This window comes from Neobacillus sp. D3-1R, assembly GCF_052180215.1.
Taxonomy (GTDB): domain Bacteria; phylum Bacillota; class Bacilli; order Bacillales; family Cytobacillaceae; genus Pseudoneobacillus.
This window is the reverse complement of the sequence record NZ_CP197471.1, coordinates 2465448-2489732: the sequence shown is the minus strand read 5'-3', so window position 1 is coordinate 2489732 and position 24285 is coordinate 2465448. Positions and strand designations below refer to the sequence as shown.

The 24285-nt window shown below is 35.0% G+C and carries 22 protein-coding genes; 18 read left to right on the top strand and 4 right to left on the bottom strand.

Features of this window, described 5'->3' with window-relative positions; all coding sequences use genetic code 11:
• The first annotated feature begins 64 nt into the window (after positions 1-64).
• The 4 genes from ACSBPO_RS12785 (at position 65) to ACSBPO_RS12770 (ending at position 4405) form a co-directional block, all read left to right on the top strand.
• Entirely contained in the window at positions 65-1027 is a 963-nt protein-coding gene (locus tag ACSBPO_RS12785) for an ABC transporter permease (RefSeq protein ID WP_442593818.1), read from the top strand.
• Positions 1028-1043: 16 nt separating this feature from the next.
• Complete coding sequence (locus ACSBPO_RS12780) at positions 1044-1952, top strand: carbohydrate ABC transporter permease (protein ID WP_442593816.1); 909 nt, start codon at positions 1044-1046, stop codon at positions 1950-1952.
• An 89-nt stretch (positions 1953-2041) separates the two neighbouring features.
• Positions 2042-3712: a hypothetical protein gene (locus tag ACSBPO_RS12775; protein WP_442593814.1), complete on the top strand. Its 1671-nt coding sequence runs from the start codon at positions 2042-2044 to the stop codon at positions 3710-3712.
• A gap of 81 nt (positions 3713-3793) precedes the next feature.
• On the top strand, positions 3794-4405 hold the full coding sequence (locus ACSBPO_RS12770; RefSeq protein WP_442593812.1) for a YesL family protein: 612 nt from the start codon (positions 3794-3796) through the stop codon (positions 4403-4405).
• Positions 4406-4448: 43 nt separating this feature from the next.
• Here ACSBPO_RS12770 and ACSBPO_RS12765 read toward each other — a convergent pair whose 3' ends face one another.
• Positions 4449-5300, bottom strand: coding sequence for a sugar phosphate isomerase/epimerase family protein (locus ACSBPO_RS12765; RefSeq protein ID WP_442593810.1), 852 nt, complete (start codon positions 5298-5300; stop codon positions 4449-4451).
• Positions 5301-5439: 139 nt separating this feature from the next.
• On the opposite strand from ACSBPO_RS12765, the gene ACSBPO_RS12760 reads away from it, so the two are divergent.
• The 9 genes from ACSBPO_RS12760 (at position 5440) to ACSBPO_RS12720 (ending at position 13618) form a co-directional block, all read left to right on the top strand.
• Positions 5440-6264, top strand: coding sequence for a sugar phosphate isomerase/epimerase family protein (locus ACSBPO_RS12760; RefSeq protein ID WP_442593808.1), 825 nt, complete (start codon positions 5440-5442; stop codon positions 6262-6264).
• The gene (locus ACSBPO_RS12755) at positions 6261-7247 is read left to right on the top strand and encodes a Gfo/Idh/MocA family protein (protein ID WP_442593806.1); all 987 of its coding nucleotides are present in this window, start codon (positions 6261-6263) and stop codon (positions 7245-7247) included. Before ACSBPO_RS12760 ends, ACSBPO_RS12755 begins: the two co-directional genes overlap by 4 nt.
• A 14-nt stretch (positions 7248-7261) precedes the next feature.
• Entirely contained in the window at positions 7262-8239 is a 978-nt protein-coding gene (locus tag ACSBPO_RS12750) for a Gfo/Idh/MocA family protein (RefSeq protein WP_442593804.1), read from the top strand.
• 14 nt (positions 8240-8253) lie between these two features.
• Positions 8254-9216 carry a metallophosphoesterase family protein gene (locus tag ACSBPO_RS12745; RefSeq protein ID WP_442593802.1) on the top strand — a complete coding sequence of 321 codons (963 nt, stop codon included), beginning with the start codon at positions 8254-8256 and terminating at the stop codon, positions 9214-9216.
• A 60-nt stretch (positions 9217-9276) separates the two neighbouring features.
• Positions 9277-10245 (top strand): acetylxylan esterase, encoded by a 969-nt coding sequence (locus tag ACSBPO_RS12740; protein WP_442593800.1) that lies wholly within the window; start codon positions 9277-9279, stop codon positions 10243-10245.
• Between the two features lie 226 nt (positions 10246-10471).
• Positions 10472-11869, top strand: a complete 1398-nt coding sequence (locus ACSBPO_RS12735) for an NAD(P)/FAD-dependent oxidoreductase (RefSeq protein WP_442593798.1) — start codon at positions 10472-10474, stop codon at positions 11867-11869.
• Positions 11869-12741: an NAD(P)/FAD-dependent oxidoreductase gene (locus tag ACSBPO_RS12730; RefSeq protein ID WP_442593796.1), complete on the top strand. Its 873-nt coding sequence runs from the start codon at positions 11869-11871 to the stop codon at positions 12739-12741. The genes ACSBPO_RS12735 and ACSBPO_RS12730 overlap by 1 nt, the downstream gene beginning before the upstream one ends.
• 14 nt (positions 12742-12755) lie before the next feature.
• Positions 12756-13211, top strand: a complete 456-nt coding sequence (locus ACSBPO_RS12725; protein WP_442593794.1) for a CoxG family protein — start codon at positions 12756-12758, stop codon at positions 13209-13211.
• Between the two features lie 137 nt (positions 13212-13348).
• Entirely contained in the window at positions 13349-13618 is a 270-nt protein-coding gene (locus ACSBPO_RS12720; protein WP_442593792.1) for a DUF1292 domain-containing protein, read from the top strand.
• Between the two features lie 90 nt (positions 13619-13708).
• Here ACSBPO_RS12720 and ACSBPO_RS12715 read toward each other — a convergent pair whose 3' ends face one another.
• Both ACSBPO_RS12715 and ACSBPO_RS12710 read right to left on the bottom strand, forming a co-directional pair.
• Positions 13709-14977, bottom strand: coding sequence for a S8 family peptidase (locus ACSBPO_RS12715; RefSeq protein WP_442593790.1), 1269 nt, complete (start codon positions 14975-14977; stop codon positions 13709-13711).
• Between the two features lie 219 nt (positions 14978-15196).
• Positions 15197-16363, bottom strand: a complete 1167-nt coding sequence (locus ACSBPO_RS12710) for a glycosyl hydrolase family 18 protein (RefSeq protein WP_442600361.1) — start codon at positions 16361-16363, stop codon at positions 15197-15199.
• A 287-nt stretch (positions 16364-16650) separates the two neighbouring features.
• On the opposite strand from ACSBPO_RS12710, the gene katA reads away from it, so the two are divergent.
• From katA to ACSBPO_RS12695, 3 genes are all read left to right on the top strand, one after another.
• On the top strand, positions 16651-18111 hold the full coding sequence (katA, locus tag ACSBPO_RS12705) for a catalase KatA (protein ID WP_442593788.1): 1461 nt from the start codon (positions 16651-16653) through the stop codon (positions 18109-18111).
• Between the two features lie 329 nt (positions 18112-18440).
• On the top strand, positions 18441-20393 hold the full coding sequence (locus tag ACSBPO_RS12700; protein WP_442593786.1) for a GTP-binding protein: 1953 nt from the start codon (positions 18441-18443) through the stop codon (positions 20391-20393).
• A gap of 112 nt (positions 20394-20505) precedes the next feature.
• Positions 20506-20865 (top strand): hypothetical protein, encoded by a 360-nt coding sequence (locus ACSBPO_RS12695; RefSeq protein WP_442593784.1) that lies wholly within the window; start codon positions 20506-20508, stop codon positions 20863-20865.
• 66 nt (positions 20866-20931) lie between these two features.
• Here ACSBPO_RS12695 and ACSBPO_RS12690 read toward each other — a convergent pair whose 3' ends face one another.
• Entirely contained in the window at positions 20932-21288 is a 357-nt protein-coding gene (locus ACSBPO_RS12690) for a response regulator transcription factor (protein WP_442593782.1), read from the bottom strand.
• 266 nt (positions 21289-21554) lie between these two features.
• Between ACSBPO_RS12690 and ACSBPO_RS12685 the strand changes: the two genes are divergently transcribed.
• Positions 21555-22583 (top strand): threonine aldolase family protein, encoded by a 1029-nt coding sequence (locus ACSBPO_RS12685; RefSeq protein ID WP_442593780.1) that lies wholly within the window; start codon positions 21555-21557, stop codon positions 22581-22583.
• Between the two features lie 363 nt (positions 22584-22946).
• Entirely contained in the window at positions 22947-24203 is a 1257-nt protein-coding gene (locus tag ACSBPO_RS12680) for an L-lactate MFS transporter (RefSeq protein WP_442593778.1), read from the top strand.
• Positions 24204-24285 lie beyond the last annotated feature (82 nt).

The window sequence follows — 24285 nt, the reverse complement described above, 5'->3', positions numbered from 1 at the left end:
TAATTACAATTAACTTATGAAAGCGTTATCAAAAAGGAGTGGGTTTCCTAATAGAGGTGAAATGATGAAACTTGAAGTAGTAAAAGAAAAAACGAACATAGTTGAAAAACGTACTGTTCCAACATATAAAAAAAACCTTCAGGTTATTTGGAAATACAGATGGCAATTTGGCATGATCTTGCCAGGTTTCATTCTAGTTTTTCTATTTAATTACATGCCGATGGCTGGAATTCAAGTTGCTTTTAAAGATTACAATATTTTTGAAAGTATGTGGACTAGTTCATGGATTGGTTTTGATCATTTTTATTTTTTAACAGATTCAGAGTTTTGGAGAGTTTTTTCTAATACGATTTGGATTACTGTATTGAAGTTTGTAGTGGGGTTTCCAGCCCCTATTATACTTGCTCTCTTGTTAAACGAGATTAAAAATAATACGTTTAAAAAATGGGTTCAAACTCTTACTTACATGCCCCATTTCGTGTCTTGGATTGTAGTTGCATACATTATTGAAGCCTTTCTTTCTCAATCTTCCGGATTAGTAAATGAGTTGCTTGTCTATCTGGGGATGGAGAAATATTATTTTATGGGGTCGGAAGAATGGTTTCGTCCTATCATTATTTTTTCCTCCGTTTGGAAGGAAGTAGGGTTTAGTGCCATCATTTATCTTGCTGCCATTGCCGGACTAAATCCACAATTGTATGAAGCAGCGATCGTAGATGGTGCAAATAAGTGGAAACAAACATTACATGTTACAATTCCAGGTATTTTACCTACTATCTGCATTATGTTAATTCTTACCATCCCTAGTTTATTAAACGCAGGATTTGATCAAATTTATCCATTGCAAAACCCTATAAATTTACCAGTATCAGAAGTAATCGATACTTATGTGGTAAAAACAGGGTTAAATCAAGGCTATTACGGCCCTGCAACAGCGATAGGTTTAACAACATCTGTCTTTCAATTATTACTTGTTGTAGGAGCTAATCAGTTATCCAAAAAATATGGAAATACGAGACTTTTCTAGAAAGTAGGGAGAAAAAATGAAGATTTCTAAAGGAGAAAAAGCCTTTGGAGTAATGAATACAATCCTACTTTCTTTATTGGCCATTTCGACAGTATACCCTTTTATTTATATGACTGCATTAGCCCTTAATGAAGGATTGGATTCTGTTAAAGGAGGCATTTATCTCTGGCCAAGGGAATTTACTTGGATTAATATCAAAACCGTGGTAACAAATCCGTTAGTTCAAGATGCTTTTCTCATATCGATAGCTCGAACCATTATTGGAACAATTGGAACGGTAGTCATTACAGGATTATGCGCATACGCTCTTTCCTTCAGAGGCTTGCCATTTAGAAAGTCATTAATGATATATTTTCTGATTCCAATGTTATTTAGTGGAGGGCTGATCCCTTATTATATTCAACTAAGAGAGCTTGGATTAATTGATAGCTTCCTAGTTTATATTATTCCTGGGCTTTTAAATATTTGGAATTTGATTGTGATGAGATCCTTCTTTGAAAATATACCGGATTCACTGATTGAAGCGGCAGAAATGGATGGTGCGAATCCTTTCACTATTTTTTGGAAAATAGTCGTACCTATTTCTATGCCAATGCTAGCTGCAATATCGCTATTTACAGCCGTTGCTCATTGGAATAGCTGGTTTGATGGTGCTTATTTTGTGAATGAAATGAGTTTAAAACCTCTCCAAACCTATTTGCAAAACATTCTAATGAATGCAGATGCTGCCCAAAACTTAAGACAAGGTAGTGCAGCCGCAGCTGCTAGTACAGATGCAGCAGTTGCAGCAGCAAGTAGATCGATAACACCAATGGCTTTAAAAATGGCAGTAGTTATATTAGGGACCTTGCCAGTCTTAATCGTTTATCCATTACTACAAAAATACTTTGTTAAGGGTGTTATGATTGGCGGAGTAAAAGAGTAGTGAGAGGGGTAATACTCAAGCTCGTATATTTAGAAATCAAGAGCTTGATATTATAGATTTTAGGATTTTTACAATGAGGGGGAAAGAGAATGAAAAATAAGTTTTTTACGGCCTTAATGAGTTCACTATTGATTTTCTCTCTAGCAGCATGTACCAAAACAACAGAAGAAACAACCAAAAAGCAAGAAGATCCTAAAGGGGAAGAAGTTCAGGAAACAGCAAAGATTGATGTAAATGTCAATATTAACTGGATTCCAGCAGTGAAAAATGATGGTATATTCGATGAACTAAGAGCAGAAGCCTCAGGAGTATATACCACCTGGAGTTATACGCAAGGTGATGAAGCTACTGCTAGACGTTTATTGTTAACGAGTGGGAAATTACCTGATGTATTTGTAGGAATTGGACCAAAAGGCGATGTAGAAGCAGATTTATTAAATGCAAAAGCTGCAGAACCAATTGAAGAATATTTAAATATGCCGGATAAATACCCTAACTTAGCGAAAATTCCAGATATTGTTAAGAAATATGTTCAAAATGAAGATGGTCATACTTATTTCATTCCAACCTTCATTGAACTAGATGGTCAGGATAATAATATGGAGAAGTTTGGTGACTGGGGACAAATGGGATTCTGGGTACGTACAGACGTACTAGAACAAGTGGGTATGACTAAAGATGACTTGGCTACTATGGAAGGCTACGAGAAATTTTTAAGAGAAGCTGCTAAATTAAAGGATCCTCAAGGAAATCCACTTATTCCGCTAACCATTGGTCAAAATTTCCAAGGGTGGAGAGCAGTTGGATCTTCATTCGGTTTAGATACTTTTAATGAAGCAAATGGTTTTTCACCATATGACGGTGGAGATTTCGTAGCTGCAAGAGATCATGAAAACTATAAAGCAGCTTGGAAATGGTTAAACAAAATGTATCAAGAAGGTCTACTAGATAAGGAAGCACCAACTGCCAAAAAAGAAATCACTTTACAAAAAATTAGCACTGGTAGTGCAGCCGCTTATATTGGTCAAATGACAGATTTAGCAACAGGTCCTTGGGCAGCTGCTAAAGATATGAATGACGTGTCTACAAAATTTGAAGCGATTCCATTCCCTAAGGTTGCCGGTGTAGATAAAATTGGAGCTGCAGAGGGTTCAAGTCCATTCCCTTGGGTTGGAGTATATATTATGAAGGGCGCTGACATGGAAGCATCTTTAAAATATATTGATTGGGCACTTGGTAGCGATTTAATGACTGTGAAGTTCGGTCCAGCAGGTGATGGACCAAAGTATGCGTGGAACTGGTCAGATGATAAGCAAACATGGTCATTTAATGACGAAGTTGTTGCCGATTTAACATCAGGAGATGTTAACCGCGAACAAGAATATGGTGCACAGCCTTGGTTCTTAGCAAATACATCCGTAGATGATGTCACCACAAATAAGAGTACTTGGGAAAAGGTAAGCTTTAAATTAAACCAGAAAAATGGACGTTTCTTACGCGATCTAGGTGTATCACGTGAAAATCATAATTATGACAGCGTTCCTGTTTTAAAAGGCGGAGTTGTTGAAAAATATACTCCAGCCATTAACGATATTGAAACAGAATACCGTGCTAAATTCTTAGTCGCTAAAAATGAGAAAGAATTTGAAAGTACTTGGGAAAAATACCGTAAAGATTTAAATGATAAAGGGAAATGGGAAGAGTACAAAAAAGAATGGAAGCAAGAATATGAAAAATGGAGTCAAAAAATGGATTACTAATCCTTTGACTTAATTTCTTTGGTGACTGTCATTTCTTCATAGGAAGAAATGGCAGTTCCTTTTTATAAACGAGGTGTGTTTATGGATGAAAGTATTCTTAATAAAAAGTGGATGCTTTTTTTAAATAGTTTTTTTCAATTCATTTTTTTAAACCTATTATGGTTATTATTCTCGCTTCCACTTATTACATTTTGGCCAGCAACAGCTGCTTTATTTGGTGTAGTTAGAAAATGGATTCGTAAAGAAGAAATAGATACATTTCATACATTCAAAAGACTATTTAAAGAAAATTTTGCATCAAGTCTTCTGACTGGGGTAATTTGGAGTTTTTTAACCTTAGTGTTATTCCTAGATTTCTATTTTATCAATAGAATAACTAGTTCTTTTTCCTGGCTAGGTTTAGTATTGTTTGGTGTTGCAGGATCCCTTTTTATATTTACTTCAGTTTATCTTTTACCAGTTATGGTTCATTTTAGAACTAGTACACAAGGGGTTTGGAAAAATTCTTTGGTTATCGCCATGATGCATCCATTTATGACCATCATAATTATATTAATAGGATGTATTTCTACTTATTTTCTCGTTAAATTCCCAATTCTCATCTTTGGTGTAGGGAGTTTAATAGCCTATTATCAATACAATGTTATTAATAGGATTTTCGAGAAACTAGAATTGGAAAATGGTAAGAAATGATGTAAAAAACCCAAGACAATATGCCTTGGGACTAAACTTCCTTTTATATCGTTTCAATCTTACAACTATTTAACAGTTCGATCGTATTATCTATAGCACGAATGGATCCGTCCATTTGTTCTTCAATACCTTCAAATTCTACTGTGTACCAACCATCGTAGCCAGCATCTTTGAGGGTTTTAAATAGGAAAGGTAGATTAACTTCTCCTTCACCTGCAACCCTACCTAAATAATAATCACCATTTAAGGATTTTAAGGATTGGTTCACAGGTCCTTCCACTTTTAAGAAGTCTTTAATATGAACGTGCTTTACAACATCCTTTAATTCTAATATCGCTTCGTTTGGATTTTGATCTACTAATAAAAAGTTACCAGCATCAAATGTACTTTTTAATGCAGGGGAATCAATCGTTTGTATGATTTGTAGTACTTGTTGGCTTTTTCCAGCAAATTGTCCATGGTTCTCAAGACATAGAGTAATATTTCTACTCTCAGCATAGCGGGTTGCTTTTTCAAGACCTTCCATTATATATTTCATTCCATCTTCAAAGGTAACATTTTCATTTACATTTCCCGAGAAAATACGAACGACAGGGGAACCAAAATGAACGGCCATATCAATAGCATTCTTTAAATCTTGCAATTGTTGTTCTCGGTACTGGGAATCGTGTGACACAAAATTATTACTTGCAGCATAACAAGGAACTTTTAAATCATATTGCTTTAATGCTGCTTCGACAAGAGGAAGTTCTTCTTCTTGATTTTTCCAGAAAATATCAAGTAATTCAACACCTGTTGCATTTGATTTACCAGCAAAATCAATAAAATCAACTACAGACCAATCTCCATCGTACCAATATTTGTGAACACTCCACATGCTTAAGCTTACGTTCATATGTATCAGCTCCTTTACATTATATAAAAATATATTATCATTTTAAGGAAAAAATCACCATATATATAAAATAAAAAGGAAAAATTCTTCATTAGTCAGAAAATTAATTGGTTAAGAAGTTAAGAGAGGAGGAAATAGGTTGAAAAAGGGAATCAATTTTTGGTGCTTTCCAGAACAATGGTCTTTAGAAAAGAAACTTACGCTTGCAAATACCGCTGGCTTTCATGGAGTGGAATTAAATGTAGAGGAAAGTGGAATGTTTAGTCTTGAATCAACCGTTGAAGAGATTAAAGAGATAGGTAAATTGGTGAGTTCCTATCATTTGGAAATAATCAGTCTTTCAACAGGTCTATTTTGGAAATATCCATTAACATCAAAAGATGTGGAGGTAAGGGAAAAGGCACAAAACGTTATTAAAAGAATGATAGATACGGCAAAAATGCTCGATATTGATACGATACTGGTCGTCCCAGGAATGGTTAATGAAGATATTTACTATGACGAGGCATACAAGGTAGCAAAGGAATCATTAATCGATCTTGCTAAATATGCAGAAAACAACAAGGTTACCATCGCCATTGAAAATGTATGGAATAAATTTTTATTAAGCCCCTTGGAAATGAAGCGATTTATAGAGGAAATAAATTCAACTCATGTAAAGGCTTACTTTGATGTTGGTAATATTTTAAACTTCGGTTTTCCAGAACAATGGATTTCCATACTAGGTTCTTCCATACAGAGAATCCATTTGAAGGATTTCAGAAAAGATGTGGGAAATATACACGGTTTTACCACTTTATTGCATGGAGATGTAAATTGGGTTCAAGTAATGAAAGCATTAAATGACATCCAATACGATGGTTATGTAACAGCAGAGGTCATGCCATATCAGTATTTCACTGAGAGGTTCATTTACGAGTTATCAGAATCAATGGAAGTCATTATTCAAGGAGGAAAAAGATGATTAAAGTAGCCGTTTTAGGTGCAGGGACAATGGGTTCTGTGCATGCAGATGCTTATAACAAAATGAAATCTGTACAGTTAGTAGGAATTGTAGATATTAGAAGGAATGTTGCAGAGCCACTAGCAGAAAGAAACGGAACGATTGCTTTTTCTAGTTTCGATGAAATGCTTGAAAAAGCAAAACCTGACGTCATTGATATATGTTTACCAACTTATTTACATAAGGATTATGTAGAAAAAGCAGCAAAAGCTAAGAAACATATTATTTGTGAAAAACCAATTGCGAGAACGTTAGAACAAGCTAGAGAAATGATTGAGATTACGAAGCGAGAAGGTGTAAAACTTTTCATCGCTCAAGTATTACGGTTTTTTCCAGAGTTTTCAAAAGCTAGGGAGCTAGTGGTCAATGGTTCAGTAGGAGAAGTAGGAATGGTAAGAACAATGAGGGGTGGTATTTTCCCTGAAGCATGGGAAGATTGGTATGCAAATTATGAGAAGTGTGGAACATTAATTGTCGATATGATTATCCATGATTTTGATTTTATGAGGTGGTGCTTTGGGGAGGTAGAACGTGTCTATGCCAAGAGTCAATGGGGAAGAGATTTGAATCGTATGGATCATGCTCTTGTAAGCTTACGTTTTAAAAATGGAATTATCGCCCATACAGAAGGAACTTGGGCTTATCCAGAAGGATTTAGGGTAGAACTTGAAATCGTGGGTAAAGATGGAATTATTCATTTTAATAGTGATGAAGTTGCACCTATCAAATCATCTCTTAGAAGCTCAACAGTTGGAACTGGAGGGGTAGCTGTTCCTGAAAGTCCTTTAGAAAAAAATCCTTATCAAATCGAACTAGAGCATTTTATGGATTGTATTCTCTATGATAAACAACCTATCGTAACGCCTGAAGATGCTTACAAAGCACTAGAGATAAGTCTTGCTGCACTTGAATCTGTTAAAACTGGCCAGCCAGTATTTCTATAAAGAGGTGAAGAAACATGAAAATAGGAATTGTTAGCTTCGCACACATGCATGCGCATAGCTATGCACAATGTCTAGTTGAACTCGATGGAGTCGAATTGTATGGAATAGCAGATGAAAATGAAGAAAGAGGACGTGCTGCAGCTAAGCAATACAGTACAAAATATTTTAGGCATTATTCCCAATTATTATCTGAAGAAATTGATGCTGTGATCATTTGTACAGAAAACGCCAAGCATATGGAAGTAGCTATTGCAGCAGCAGAAGCGAAAAAACATATTCTCTGTGAAAAACCACTAGCAACAACAGTGGAAGATGCTTGGAGAATAATTGATGCCTGTAAACAACACAATGTTAAACTTCAGACTGCATTTCCTGTTCGTTTTAATGCCCCTGTACAAAGGGTTAAGAAAATGATTGAAAATGGGGACCTTGGTAGGATTGTTGCATTAAGAGGCACGAATAGAGGGCAAAATCCTGGTGGTTGGTTTGTTGATCAAGAGCAATCAGGAGGTGGCGCTGTATTAGACCACACCGTACATGTCATCGACTTGATGAGATGGTTTATGAATAGTGAGGTAAAAGAGGTTTACGCTGAAGTAGATACAAAGTTTAGTGATATCGATATCGATGATTGTGGTCTGTTAATGTTGGAGTTTGAAAATGGAGTTTTTGCCTCTCATGATCCTAGTTGGTCTCGTTGCCATTCCTTTCCAACCTGGGGGGATGTAACACTTGAAATCATTGGAACAAAGGGAGCAACAAGAATAGATGCTTTTGCCCAACACTTAACACTTTATAGTGATAAACAAAATAAAGTTAGTAGGGAGTTTTGGGGCAATGATATGGATAAAGGTCTCATAAGTGACTTCGTATCTTGTATGAAAGAGGAGAGAGAGCCTTCTATATCTGGATTGGATGGATTAAGAGCAATGGAGGTTGCTTTGGCAGCATATGAATCAGCTAAATTAAATAAGCCTATGAAACTCCTATAAATGAGGTGTTTTTTGTGAAATTTCTAAGGCTGAATAATACTGGCTCTTTTAAAATTGTTCAGTTCACTGACCTTCATCTACAAGACGGTTCATGCCTTGACCAGTGCACGATTCTGACTATGGAAAAAATACTAGATAGGGAGAAACCTGATTTTGTGGTCCTTACTGGAGATGTCATTCGAGGGCAAAAATGTAAGGACCCACAGTTGATTTTTCCGATGTCAATCCTTCCAATGGAAAAAAGAAACATCCCATGGGCAATCATTTTTGGAAATCATGATGATGAGGGGAATATATCTAAAATTGAATTAATGAAAATACAGGAAAGCTTTCCGAATTGTTTTTCACAACGGGGAAAGGAGAATCTATCTGGAGTTGGAAATTTTGATTTAGGAATCATCGATCAAAATGGGAAGAGAATATTTACTCTCTATTTTTTTGATTCAGGTACAACAGCTCCAGCCTATATTGGTGGATATGACTGGATAAAACGAGATCAAATTGATTGGTATATAAAGCAGTCCATTCATTATCAACAATTAAATAACGGAGAACCGATACCTTCCCTATCCTTTTTTCATATTCCTTTACCTGAATTTAATGAGCTTTGGGATTACCATACATGCTATGGTTCTAAGCAAGAAGCCGTAGGATGTCCAAAAATTAACTCAGGTTTATTTTCCACAATGGTGGAAAGACAGGATATGATAGGTGTTTTTGTTGGTCATGATCATGTTAATGACTTCAATGGCGAACTTTTTGGTATTCACCTATGTTATGGCAGGGCAACCGGTTTTAACACATATGGAAAAGAAGGTTTTTCAAAAGGAGCTAGGGTTATTGAGATAAAGGAAGAAACCAAAACGTTTCAAACATGGGTACATCTTGAAGATGGAACGATCATTCAACACCAGATAAAGCATAACCCGAATTCTAGTAATCGTGACCCGGCAGTAGTTTATGTAGATGTTCAATAGAGATTATATTTTATAAGTTCAGTAGGTAAAACTGAGTGTTATTTTTCTAGGAGTGATAGAATGCTTCGTCAAGTAGGTGATTTTCCTATCGAACAATTATTAGTTTATAAACCACTTTTAACAAGTCAGGAAGATTTTGATTTGTTTTGGCAAGGTATGAAAAATCAAGTACCTAACCATCCGAAGGTTGAATTAAAGTGGATTCCTTACCCAGTTAAACAAGTAAAGGTTGCAGACGTGCATTTATTTTCATGGGACGGGACACCATTGAGAGCTTGGTTCATTACGCCAGAGCATTCATCTACCAGAACACCAGCTCTCGTTCATTTTCATGGTTATACGGATAGCCGTGGGCATGTTCATCAATATTTAAAGTGGGCATTGCAAGGAATATCGGTCATAAGTTTTGAGGTGAGAGGTCAAGGTTTTTCTCCTGATTATGCAAAATATCCAAATGGTACACAGATACAAGGGTGGATGACACTAGGATTAGAAGAAAAGGAACAATATTATTATGCCAATGTTTATAGAGATGTACTGACTTGTATGAATGGGGTCTTCCAATTAGAAAATATAGATAATGAGCGTATTGGTGTTTTTGGTGAATCACAAGGTGGTGCATTGTCCATTGTTGCAGCTGCTCTTAATCAAAATATAAAAATATTAATGAGTGACTATCCTTTTTTGGCTCATTTTGATCGAGCTTTAAAAATTTCTACAGGTCCATATCAGGAAATCCAAGCTTATTTTAAATTTAAAGATGTTGAAATGAAAAACTATGAAAAGATATTAAGGAACTTAAGCTATTTTGATGTCATGAATTTTGCTCCTTTTATAACATGTCCATCTCTTTTTTGTATCGGTTTAGAGGATAGTGTTACACCTCCATCAACTGTTTTTGCTGTTTATAATCATTTAGCTAGTAAATTGAAAAAAATAAAAATTTACCCGGAATATGGTCATGAACTTATATCTCCACAAGAGGAAGAGAGAATAGACTTTGTTACAGAATACTTATTGGAGAGTTAGGTTTAAGCAAAATACGATGGATGCACAACTCATTATAGTAATTTTAATGTTAAGGAAATATAACTTAAAATAGGGGCTTGCTCGTTGAAAGGAGTAAGCCTCTTTTTAGAGCTATTAAGTAGTCGTATAAACAATAAATTTTAATTGATTAAAATTCCAAATTTACATTTGTAACATAAGGAAATAAAAAAGGATATTGCCAACAAATACAGGAGGTGGAGATAAAATGCATCATATTGACAAGGATGTAACCGTTATTGGTGGTGGTGTGGTGGGTACATCTATTTTAAGAGAACTTTCATTTTATGATTTAGATACCATGTTAGTAGAAAAGCATCATGATGTCTGTGAAGGTGCAAGTAAAGCGAATAGTGGAATTGTCCATACAGGGTTTGATGCTCCTCTTAACTCGGTTGAAGCTTTTTGCCTTGAAAAGTCTCGAGTATTATGGCCTAAATTGGTAGAAAAATTAAAAATACCTTTTCTCTCTTGTGGGGCAGTTATGGTGGCAACTAGTGAAGAAGAGAAAGAATTGATACTAGCAAAATATATACCCAATGCTATCGCGAATGGGGTAGAGGTGGAATGGATAGAAAAAGATGAACTGTTTTCCTATAATCCTTCCTTAACCGACAGAGCTATTGGGGGTTTACTCATACCTGGAGAGGGCATTTGCGACCCTTTTTGGACTACAAGGGCCCATGCTGAGATTGCTGTATTAAATGGTGCCGAAATAAAACTAGGTTCAGGTGTTTCTAATATTGAAAGTTCTTCTGATGATGATTACTTTATCATTACTCTCGATAATGGTGAAAAATTTTCAACTAAATATATTGTGAATGCAGCGGGGCTTTGGGCAGATGAAATAGCTAACCTAATTGGCGATTATAGCTTTAATCTTAAACCCCGAAAAGGACAATTTATTTTAACGGAAGAGGTTATTGAGATATCCCAAATTATTCTTCCCGTTCCTACCGAGAAATCAAAAGGCTTATTAGTTTCTCCAGTGGTATTTGGGGGTTTTTTATTAGGACCAACTGCTGAGGATCAAGAAGATAAGTGGGATCGAGATACAACAATAAACGGGATAAGAGATATTGCCCATGAATGTAGTCGATTAATTCCGAATGTAACTGACATGGATAGTATTAGACAATTTGCTGGATTACGTGCTGTTTGTAGTACAAATGACTATGTGATAAGACCATCTGAAGTCAATCAAAGAATGATTCATGCAGCTGGAATCCGTTCAACTGGAATTTCTGCTTCACCTGGAATTGCTAAGTTAGTAGTTGAACAATTTGCAAAAATAGGGGTCACAATGCCACCCAAAGAAGTGATTGTGGAAGAATTACCTGAGCTATTACAACAAGAGAAACCAGGTGAAATTGTATGTCTTTGTCGTTCTATTACAAAAGGTGAAATAGAAAATGCTTTCAATAGACCTTTTGCCTCTTTTACTTTAGATGGTGTTAAAAGAAGGACTGGTGCAATGCTTGGTGAGTGTCAAGGTAACTGCTGTATTCCAAGTATAATAGAGATGATAAACAAAGCGAAGCCTACTAAACAAGAAATCTATAAAGGATTACAATCTTCAATTGTTTTGAAGAGGGGGAAAAAATAATGGATTATGATGTAGTCATAATTGGTGCAGGAATATCGGGACTTACTGCAGCAAAAGAGTTAAAAAAACAAGAAATTGAGAGGGTCTTACTTTTAGATTTTCAAAAAGATATAGGTGGATTTTTATCTCCATTATTTAATCAACCTGAGTTCCATGAAGAAAAACAATTGCTGGAATGGGCAAAATCATACCCTCCATATGAAGTTTGGTTTAACTCGACTGTCATTGGATTTTTCCCTGATGAAACGAATAAAGAAAAACATGAATTATATGTTCAAACCCCAAATGAAACCATCACGTTAAAAGCTTCGATTGTGATTATAGCTTCAGGTTCTTTACAGCAGCCTAGGGAAAGTATGAAAATTCCTGGATCAAGACCTTTAGGAGTGATGACTTCTTTACTAGCTTTAAAATTAATGAGTAAAGATTATATACCTGGAGAAAAGATGGTTCTATTTGAGAAAAACCGAATCGATAAGGCTGTCTATTCTATTTTGGTCGATGACGGAATGGATGTAAAAAAGTTACCTTATCATGATAATCGTCTGATTAGAGTTGAGGGAAAAGAAAAAGTTATATCAATAGAAGTGGAGTGTGATTCAAAAGGTACTACCGAAAAAATAAAGTGTGATTCTGTTCTTTATTCAGGAGGAAGAATTCCTTGTACGATTTTTCTTAAGCAGACTCCTATAGAAAGAAGTTCGAATAACGAAATCATCGTAAATGACATAGGCGCGACTTCGATTCCAGGGATTTATGCTCTCGGAAGTTGCACGATATTAGGAAATGATGATCATCTTCATTCACAACAAATAGTAAAGGAAGCTATTTTAGATGCTACAAAACGATTAAAGAATAACCAAAATATATAGTTGAGGTGAAAACAGTGAGAGTACAAGATTCTTTTTTACTTTCGGCGACTATTGAAGATGTATGGCAATTATTTATGAATGCAGAAAATTTAGGGAGATGTGTCCCCGGCTGTGAGGAGGTTACTTCCATTAGTCCGACTGAATATAAAGCCAAAATGGAAGTGAAAATTCAATTTATGAAATTGACTTTTGACGCAAAAGGTGAACTGAAAAATTCCATTTTACATGAGAGTATTGAAGTTGAAATGATTGGGAAACCATTAGCTCTAGCTGGTTTATTTCGTAGTCAAATGAAATTAAAATTAGAAGAAATTGAGCCACAAGTAGTTAAGGTGTTTTATGACATGGATTTACAAATGACTGGTCGCTTGGCAACAATAGGTGACGTATTATTAAAGGGAACGATAAAAAAGAATGCAGAACAATTTGTTGAAAACGTACAGCAATTCTTTATCGAAGAAAATGTATAGATGGGTTTAGTAAAAACTGATATTGATATAATCGAATACACACCAGATAAGGGTTAATATTTAATTTTAGGTTTGAAAGTACTTCAATTACAAATACTGTACATGATACTATTTTTAAAAGAGGAGCGATAAAATATATGGCAAAAATTGAAATAGGCGAAGTTTTTACAATTAGTGATGAAAATAATGAAGAACAAGAAGTAGAAGTTCTGGCATCACTTGAAATGGATAACACTGCATATGTTGCAGTTAGTTTTGTCGAAGATTTAAAGGAAGATACGGATGAAGATATCGACATCTTCTTTTTAAAGGTTGATTCAGATGGTGATTTTTCGGCTATTGAAAGTGACGAGGAATTTGATAAAGTATCAGCCGCTTTTGATGAAATACTTGAAGATGCTGAATAAAAAAAAGAACATTTAATCATAGTAAACAAAATAATTAGAGGAAAAGCCATCTAGAGAATATTAGATGGCTTTTCGTAGAGGTTTTAGAAATTATTTTACTCTAGCAAAACCAAAGCCAGAAGCATTATCGTCTCCAGTAGTTGCATAGTATCCGCCTTTAATATCATATAGTTTAGCTCTTCTTTGTAATTCTGCACGAAGCTGGGCATTTGACCAAGCTAAATTAGATGACCAAATTTTTGCAGCTAGACCTGAAACGTGAGGAGTAGCCATCGAAGTTCCACTAATTGTGTTGTAATTTCCATCATACCAAGTAGATTGAATGTCTTTACCAGGAGCAGAAATTTCTACATCACGCTCTTGAATGACATAATCGCCATCAGTTGCAGAATTACCACGTGAGGAGAAGTCAGCAACGCGATACGTACCGTTTTGCTGAACATTTTCTAAAGCTGCTACGGCTACTGCGTTTACAAGTGCGCCAGGATATCCAATTGTATTATCAGCATAACCGCTATTGCCTGCAGCTGCTACCACAAGAAGTCCTTTGTTATATGCATAGTCTACTGCACTAGCAATCATGCTATCCTTTCCGCTTGAACCTAATGACATAGAAATGACTACCTTTGAACCTGTTCTGACTGCTTCATCAGCTGCATGACGAATAGCTCCGGAAATGTCATCAGAGTATCCTGATCCGCTGTCAGTTAAAACTTTATATGCCCAAAGTTTTGCCTGAGGGGCTACTCCATAGATTCCTAATCCATCAGATGCTCCATGTGCAAGGACTGTTCCGGCGACATGGGTACCATGTCCGTTTCGATCGGTACATGTTCCATTAACCATTGAGGAAGAACTTTGCGTAAAATCTTTACATTGCTCGCCTTGTCCTTGTAAATCATAATGATTAATGTAAACACCTGTATCTAATACAGCAACTTTGATGCCTGAACCACCAGAAGTACTTGTAATATATGGATCATTATAAATGGCTTGAATTCCCCATGGAGTGCGATCATCAGGAAGAGAGGTAATGGCTGTGGCCCCGATTTTGTCTTTTGATGCATTTTCAATTCGATCCAAGTGAACTTCTGGAACTTTATCCACACTTAAGTTTTTATTTTTTAATAATGCCTCATATTGTTGTTCATTTACATTTGTCGTAAAACCATCTGCTCCAAAATCCCAGCGTACTCCAAAATTTTGCTTAGCTTGAGACATCTCCGAACCTGGACCTTTGATAACTACCCTGAATGATTCGTTTTTATCAGTGACTTGACCGTTAGCACCAGTTGCAAACATTGAAACCCCCATTGATAACGCTAATAAAGCAGAACCAAGCATTTTTCTTTTTTTCATTTTGTTTCTCCTCTCCACTTTGGTATGTACAGCATTTGTTTGGCTGCAATAATGAGTTTATTTTGAAATTTCAAATAAATCAACGGGAATATGGCGTTTCCAAGTTGGGAAAATTTTTGTGGTAATAAAAAAGAAGGTAGAAAAATTATATTGATATATTGATAGAAAAGACGCTATAAGAAAAAGGAAATCAAAATTGATTTCCTTTGAGTAATAAATTTATTTTTTAGAGTTCATGTTTTCTTTTGAAGCAAATAAGTTTCTGTTATTTAGTACATCATAAATAACGGAAGTTAAACTATATTGCCCTTTGGCATCATGACCTGCTTCCCACATCATCATGCCACCAAAACCATGATCTAAAGCTAATTTAGTCTTTTTCTGAACAGTTGTATCCCCGTTGTAATAGTATGTTGTTCCGTTCATTTTTACCGTATCTTTATGAGCATTAGCAGGGTTATTTTTAATAATAGCTGAATAAGATACCTGATTTATTGCAGGATTGACAGGTTGTGCATAAAAAGGGACTCCAAGTACCAGTTTTTCTTTTGAAAGCTTGTTTCTATCAAAAAGTTTTGTCCAATAGTTTACAATATTCTCTGTATAAGGGTAGGGTGAAAGATTGGCTGCATTGTATCCCCCGTCCCACTGTCCATCATAGGCCATGATGTTTACATGATTAACATATTGAAACATAGTTGGATTGTACACCACATTGTTAATTTCCGTACCTGCCACACTATGAACCTTTGCGTTTACAGCGATTGACAATTCTTTATTTCTAGAATGGAGCTTTTGGCTTAACTCTTTTGTAAAAATCATTAAGTTCTTAGCATCAGTACTTGAACGAGGATGTTCAAAGTCAATATCGATACCATCTAACTTTTCCCGATCGGAAATACTTACTAGCTCATTAACAAGTTTTGTGCGCGAAACAGGTTTAGAAATGGCTGCTTTAAAATAGCTATATGATTCCCCGCCAGAAATATGAAACCATCCACCTACTGCTAACATTACTTTTGTGTCATGTTTATGTGCTTTTGCTACCATCGTTCTTAAGTTTTTGATTGCAAGCTCGCCATTAAGTAAAATATCACCATTCTTTGATGGATGAGCGAATGAGAAAATAATATGAGTTAGTTTAGAGTAATCTACCATGTTTGGGTCTCGGTAATCTTGTATATATCCAATTAATACTCTATCATTTGGTTTTTCTAATTTAGGTTTTTCTTTTTGAATAGGATTTTTGATAGACTTTTGGGCTTGTTTAACTGTAATGTATGGTTTTGATTCATGTTTATTAGTATAGAGAACTCCTGAAAAAAATCCTCCCGTAAAGGTAAAGATTATGATAATTGTAAGGAGGATACCACGTTTCTTATTCATCAATAACTTAACCTCCACTATTATTCTTCAACTATAAAATTGTATCAAAAATAAGAGAGAAGAAGGGGTGGTAATATTATCCTTAACTTATATTTTAGGTGACTTTTTAAAAATAGGAAAAGTTCTTGATCAAGGTGAATATACATTTAAAAAATAAGAAATAGTATTTATCTATTTTTTATTCAAAATGAGAATCAATACTTATTTATAATAATTATAAAAAAGTATTGATTTTTGTTTAATAAGTGTTATCATGTAAACAAGACAATCGATATGAGGTGATGTTAATGAGTACGAATAATAACAGGCTGACAACGTCATGGGGAGCACCAGTAGGTGACAACCAAAACTCAATGACAGCTGGTTCACGTGGTCCAACATTAATTCAAGATGTACACCTTCTTGAAAAACTTGCTCACTTCAACAGAGAACGTGTTCCTGAAAGAGTTGTTCACGCAAAAGGTACAGGAGCACATGGATATTTTGAAGTAACGAACGATCTTAGCAAATATACAAAAGCTAAATTTTTGTCAAAAGTAGGAAAAAAAACTCCGATGTTTATCCGTTTCTCAACAGTAGCGGGTGAGTTAGGTTCAGCTGATACAGTACGCGATCCTCGAGGATTTGCGGTAAAGTTTTATACAGAAGATGGAAATTATGATTTAGTTGGAAATAACACACCAATCTTCTTTATTCGCGATGCAATAAAGTTTCCTGATTTTATTCATACACAAAAACGCCATCCGCAAACACATCTAAAAAATCCAAACGCTGTATGGGACTTCTGGTCATTGTCTCCTGAGTCATTACATCAAGTTACATACTTAATGGGTGACCGAGGTATCCCTGCAACACTAAGACATATGAATGGATATGGCAGCCATACATTTAAATGGGTGAATGAAGATGGTGATGCAGTTTGGGTGAAATATCATTTTAAAACTGAACAAGGCGTTAAGAATATGACGAATGAGGTAGCATCTAAACTTGCTGGAGAAAATCCGGATTATCATACAGAGGATTTATTTAATGCTATTGAAAATGGTGATTTTCCTGCATGGACGCTTTATGTTCAGATTATGCCTTTTGAAGATGCAAACACCTATCGTTTTGATCCATTTGATGTAACGAAAGTATGGTCACATAAAGACTATCCATTAATCGAAGTTGGAAGAATGGTTCTTGATCGTAATCCTGAGAACTATTTCGCTGAGGTGGAACAGGCAACCTTCTCACCAGGAACACTTGTGCCTGGTATTGAAGTATCTCCAGATAAAATGCTTCAAGGCCGTATTTTTGCTTATGCAGATGCGCATCGCTATCGTGTTGGGGCTAACCATAATGCTTTACCTATTAACAGACCACATAGTGAAGTGAAAAATTATCAGCGTGATGGTCAAATGCGATTTGACGGCAATGGAGGAAAATCAGTCTATTATGAGCCAAATAGTTTTGGAGGACCGACTGAATCTGCAGAGAACAAGCAATCAGCATTCCCACTTACAGGTGTAGCGGAGTCAGTAGCGTATGATCATAATGACCACTATACCCAAGCAGGTGACTTATATCGCTTAATGAGTGTAGATGAAAGAACACGTCTAGTTGAAACAATAGTTGGAGCAATGAAGCCTGTTGAAAGTGATGAAATTAAACTTCGTCAAATTGGCCATTTTTATAAAGCAGACCCAGAATACGGTACACGTATTGCAGCTGGACTAGGTTTATCGATACCACAGGAAGTTAAGTAGTTTAGAAAATTTAAAGATTTATATCATTGGTATTCCTAATTTGGATACCAATGGTATATTAATAATAAAGGTGGAACAACAATGGTTGTAACTCGTAATATTTGTCCGAAATGTCAATCTGAAATTAGATTTCTTAAACATTCAATCACATGTAAATGTGGAAGTAAATTCAGAAGAAGAATTCAATAAGGACTTTCCCAACACATGACAGGTCTCATGTGTTTTTTTTTTTGAATTTTAGAATAAGAAAACTCTACAAAATAAGAATTGTATGATCGTCTTTTGATATAATGATAAAAAATGTAGTGCACTAGAATAGAGGTAAGAAAATGAACAAAACAATTGGGATATTAGCTCATGTAGATGCTGGAAAAACAACCTTTTGTGAACAACTTTTATATCATACAAATAGTATTAAACATAGAGGTAGAGTCGATCATAAAGATGCATTTTTAGATAGTCATGAAATTGAAAAGCAAAGAGGTATTACCGTCTTTGCTGATCAAGGAATGTTTGAGTATAAAGGTTCTCGTTATTTTTTAATAGACACCCCGGGCCATGTTGATTTTTCACCAGAGATGGAACGGGCTATTCAAGTGATGGATTATGCCATTATCCTTATTAGTGCTGTTGAAGGGATAGAAGGGCATACAGAAACTGTTTGGCAATTGCTTAGAAAATATCAAGTTCCAACCTTTTTCTTCATCAATAAAATTGATCGGGTAGGAGCGGATGTCAAAAGAGTTATTGAGGAAATACGTCTTAATTTGACTGAGGATGTTTGTGATATTACTGATTCCAATTTCAGTGAAGAGATGGTAGAGAATCTCATTGAATTTATTGCTGAACGAAATGAGGGTCTTTTAGAATTTTATATAGAAAATGGCTACCAAAAAGAAATATGGTTAAACCATTTGCAACAAATGGTGATGGATAATTTAATTTTTCCTTGTTTAAGTGGCTCTGCTCTTCAAGACATTGGAATAGATAACTTTCTAGAGAAATTTAATTTATTGACTGCGACACTATTTTCCGAGGAAGGTCAATTCTCTGGGAAAGTTTATAAAATTCGTCATGATTCAAATGGAACAAGAATTACTTTCATTAAAGCATTAAGTGGAAAATTATCAGTTAGAGACGAGGTAAGCTACGGAAGTTTGGAGCGTCAAACATCAGAAAAGGTAACACAACTTCGTGTATACAACGGAAACAAATTTAAGGTGGTTGATGAAGTATTAGCAGGAGAGCTTTTTGCTGTAATAGGTTTATCGAATACCGCTGTAGGTGATGGAGTAGGAAACATTAAAGAAAAAGTAGAATATGAAATGGTTTCGGCCTTAAGGTCTAAAGTCATTTTTGAACCTACAGTTAATAAGAAAGAGGCTTTAAAATATTTTAGAATGTTAGAATCAGAGGATCCATCCCTAAATGTCATCTGGGAAGAAAAATTTCAAGAAATTTATATTCATGTTATGGGTTTAGTTCATTTGGAGGTACTTGAGGAGATTATATTAGACCGGTTTCAACTAAAAGTGGATTTCGACCAGCCAGAAATTCTTTATAAAGAAACTATTGCATCTGAAGTAATTGGATACGGTCATTTTGAACCTTTAGGACACTATGCTGAGGTTCACCTTAAATTAGAACCAGGGAAGCGAAATAGTGGAATTACCTTTGCAAATGTCTGTCATGCAGATGATTTGTCTATAGGAAATCAAAACCTTATTAAACATCATCTTTTTGAAAAGGAACATCATGGTTTATTAACAGGCTCTCCCATCACTGATATGAAGATTACCCTGAAAACAGGAAGAGCACATAATAAACATACCTCTGGTGGGGATTTTAGAGAGGCAACATTAAGAGCGTTAAGACAGGGTTTAGAAAAAGCAAATAATATCCTACTAGAACCCATCTATCAATTTAATATTAAGGTCGATTTAGACGTTATGGGACGCGTATTGTCAGATATTCAAACAGCCCATGGGAAATTTGATACCCCAAAAACCGAAGGAAATAAAGCTATATTAACAGGAAAAGTACCTGTTGCAACATTTATGACCTATAGTAGTCAACTGGCATCATTTACTCAAGGCAGAGGAGTCATCAGCTTAGTATTTGCTGGATATGAACAGTGTCACAATGAAAAAGAAATAATTGATCTGCTTGATTATAATAAAAATGCAGATCCTGAATATACTTCTTCCTCCATTTTTTGTTCAAAAGGACAAGGGTATACCGTTCCATGGGATGAAGCAGAGGGAAAAATGCATTGTCATTAAAGTTTTAAAAAGGAAAAAGTGATAAATGTTGTTGAAGGAGATCATGACGTGTGTTAATTTTGCATAAAATGGTCACTTATTTAGACTAACCTGAATAAAGCAGGTGAGATTATTGCCAAAACTAACGTATCGTTTAACCAATTTAACGGCTTTTCTTGGTCTTCTATTAATGATACCCTCAAACACACTAAAAGTACTTTTTTATTCTAAAATATTAATGATCCACGTTTTAGCAGGAGTCATTTTATCAGTTACTTTAATTAGTTTAATGTATACTCATGTTCCTGTTGAATTAAGCAACCCGTTTAAGCGTGGTGTAAAAAAATGGAATGGTTTTAAAACTTTACTTTATTTAATACTAACGATTCTATCTGGCATCATAATATCTATTTTTTATATACATTGGATGACATATTTTCATGGATTTATAGGCTTATGGGTTTTGTTAGTTGCCTGGAAACATAAAAAATAAAGACCTTAACTCCTAAATATGGATTAAGGTCTTATCCTTATGAAGCTAAAAATTCACTCTAATAATTTAGGCTAACATTTCCTTAATTTTAGTGATAACATCTTTAGGGCTGAATGGTTTTAAAATATATTGATTTACTCCTAAATCGTATGCATGCTGGATGTCGTTTTCTCCACCCTTTGCTGAAAGCATGATTACTGGTGTGTTTTTTCTCTTTCTTAACTCTTCAAGAACAGTAAAACCATCTTTACCAGGCATTAATACATCTAAAATAATTAAATCATATTCCTCGTCAATCGCTTGTGTTAAACCAGCGTCTCCATTGTCTTTTATATTAATAAAAAAGTTTTCTCTTTCTAGATACATTTTTAATAAGTTACTAATTCTTATTTCATCTTCAATGATTAATATTTTTTTTCTCATAGTCGCCCCCACATGACTAAATAAAGATAACTTGACATAGAACGATAATAATTTAACTTATATATAGTATATATGTTTTTTTCTTATGGAATAGAAAATTTTCTGGAAAGTACGTTAATAAACTTAGAGGAAATACTGAAAAAAGTGCAACAAACATTCAAAAATAAATTAAAATTAATAAAAGGAATATTTGTTTCGCTTATCGAAGTATATGTATGTATAAAGTATTATAAAAGTAGCATTAAATAGAAGATGGAGGCCAACCAATGTATAGTTTCAAAAACGATTATAGTGAAGGAACACATCCTAGAATACTAAACGCTTTAATGGAATCTAATTATGAACAAGAAGCAGGATATGGTGAAGATCGTTTTACACTAGGAGCAATTGAACTATTAAAGCAAAAAATCGGGAGAATGGACGTGGACATTCACCTTTTGTCCGGAGGAACACAAACAAATCTTACAGCACTTTCAGCTTTTTTAAGACCTCATGAAGCTGCTATCGCTGCTAATACTGGACACATTTTAACACATGAAACAGGTGCGATAGAAGCGACAGGACATAAAATCATTTCAATCGAAGTAGAGGATGGAAAATTAACACCTTTACATATAAAAACGGCAATTGACGCTCATACGGATGAACATATGGTAAAGCCTAAGCTTGTCTATATTTCTAATTCAACTGAAATTGGGTCCATTTATTTGAAGAAAGACTTGGAGGAGTTAAGTGATTTTTGTAAGAAACATAATCTTATCTTGTTTATGGATGGTGCGAGACTTGGGTCAGCGCTCTGTGCTACCGAAAATGACCTTCAATTAAGTGACCTTCCTTCTCTTGTAGATGCCTTTTATATTGGTGGTACTAAAAATGGGGCGCTTATAGGTGAAGCATTAGTCATTTGTCGTGATTCACTTAAAGAGGATTTTCGATTTCATATGAAACAAAAGGGTGCTCTTCTTGCAAAAGGTAGATTATTAGGTATTCAATTTTTGGAACTTTTTAAAGATGACTTGTTCTTTGAGCTTGCGTTACACGCCAATAAGATGGCAGGTATGCTAAGAGATGAGATGATTAAAGCGAATTTTAAGTTTTTAACTCATTCTCCTTCAAATCAGATTTTCCCAATACTACCTAATTCATTAATTTCAGAACTTCAAAATAAATACGCTTTTTATGTTTGGGAAAAGGTAGATTCAGATTACTCTGCTATTCGGTTAGTAACCTCTTGGGCAACAAAAGAGGAAGCAGTCCTTGCATTTATAGAGGATATGAAAAAGTTATTGAAATAGCAACTTTTACACCAACGTATATGGAGCTTTATCCATATACGTATTTTTATTTAGTATCTCTAACTTTTTTATTGTCATATTTTCACTATCATGGTATTGTAAATATTAAGTTGTGAACATTTTGTGAACAATTTGAATTTTACATAATTTGATTACTTTTAACACGAGACAGCGCTCCTGTTATCGGTTATGAGCGATCATTTCAAAAAACTTTTGACTGTTGGTGCTTTGCAGCGTTCCTGTGTAAGACAAACCGTCGTAAGGATTTCATCGTGTCCTCTTATTTTCTATTGGACCCTATTAAATCATTACGACGGTTTTTTTATTATAAAAAAGAATCACAATTAAGGGGGAAATTTTTGAATGAAAAGTAAGAAAAATCGTTGGCTTATTGCCTTATCAGGAGTAGGGATCCATATATCAATTGGTTCCGTATACGCTTGGAGTAATTTCACTACACCATTAAAGGACATGTTTGGCTGGTCCGATTCAGAAGTGGCATTAACTTTTAGTATTGCCATCCTATTTTTAGGATTATCTGCCGCTTTTTTAGGACACTTTGTTGAAAAACACGGTCCTAGAAAATCAGGATTATTAGCAGCTATATTTTTTGGAGTAGGGATTGTTGGGTCTGGATTAGCCGTACATTTAGGTTCAAAATCATTATTATATCTTTTCTATGGTGTACTTGGCGGTATTGGATTAGGGGTAGGTTATATTGCACCGGTTTCTACTCTAGTGAAATGGTTCCCAGACCGAAGAGGTTTAGCGACAGGATTAGCGATCATGGGCTTTGGATTCGCTGCTGCGATTAGTAGTCCAATTATGAACAATCTTATTCAATCTGTAGGTGTAGCAAATACGTTTTATATTTTAGGATTATCTTATTTTGTTATTATGACCTTATCATCTCTTTATCTTGAAAAACCCGAAGAAGGTTGGCTGCCTGAAGGTTATAAAGAAAAGATTAATAGTGGAAAATCTAAGCCAAATATGGATTTATCACAACTTACGGCTAATGAAGCAGTTAAAACAAAACGCTTCTGGTATTTATGGCTGATGTTATTTATTAATGTAACATGTGGTATTGCCATTTTAGCAGTAGCAAAACCACTTGCTATGGAAAGTATCGGAATTGATATGGCAACAGCAGCAGCACTTGTAGGGGCAATTGGCATTTTTAATGGATTAGGAAGAATTGGTTGGGCTTCATTATCTGATATTATCGGAAGACCGAATACATATACAACATTCTTTGTTTTGCAGATTGTGATTTTCTTCTTTTTACCAGCAGTGTCCATTAAATGGTTATTTATGGTGATGCTAACGGTTGTTTATACGTGCTACGGTGGTGGTTTCTCTTCCATCCCAGCCTATATCGGGGACCTTTTTGGCACAAAACAACTAGGCGCTATTCATGGTTATATACTAACTGCATGGGCTGCCGCTGGTCTTGTAGGGCCATTATTTGCAGCTTGGATTAAAGATACTACAGGAAGCTATGCAGGAAGTTTAACCTTCTTCTCTGGAATGTTTGTTGTTGCACTAGTCATTTCATTCTTAATCCGCTTAGATATTAATAAATTAAAGGCAAAACTTCCTTTAAAAAAGGCAGTTTAAAAGATTAATGTAAATAGAATGTTTGCATTAAACGGTTTATGTGTTAAAGACTAACTAACTACCAAGGGGATATTCTTAATTG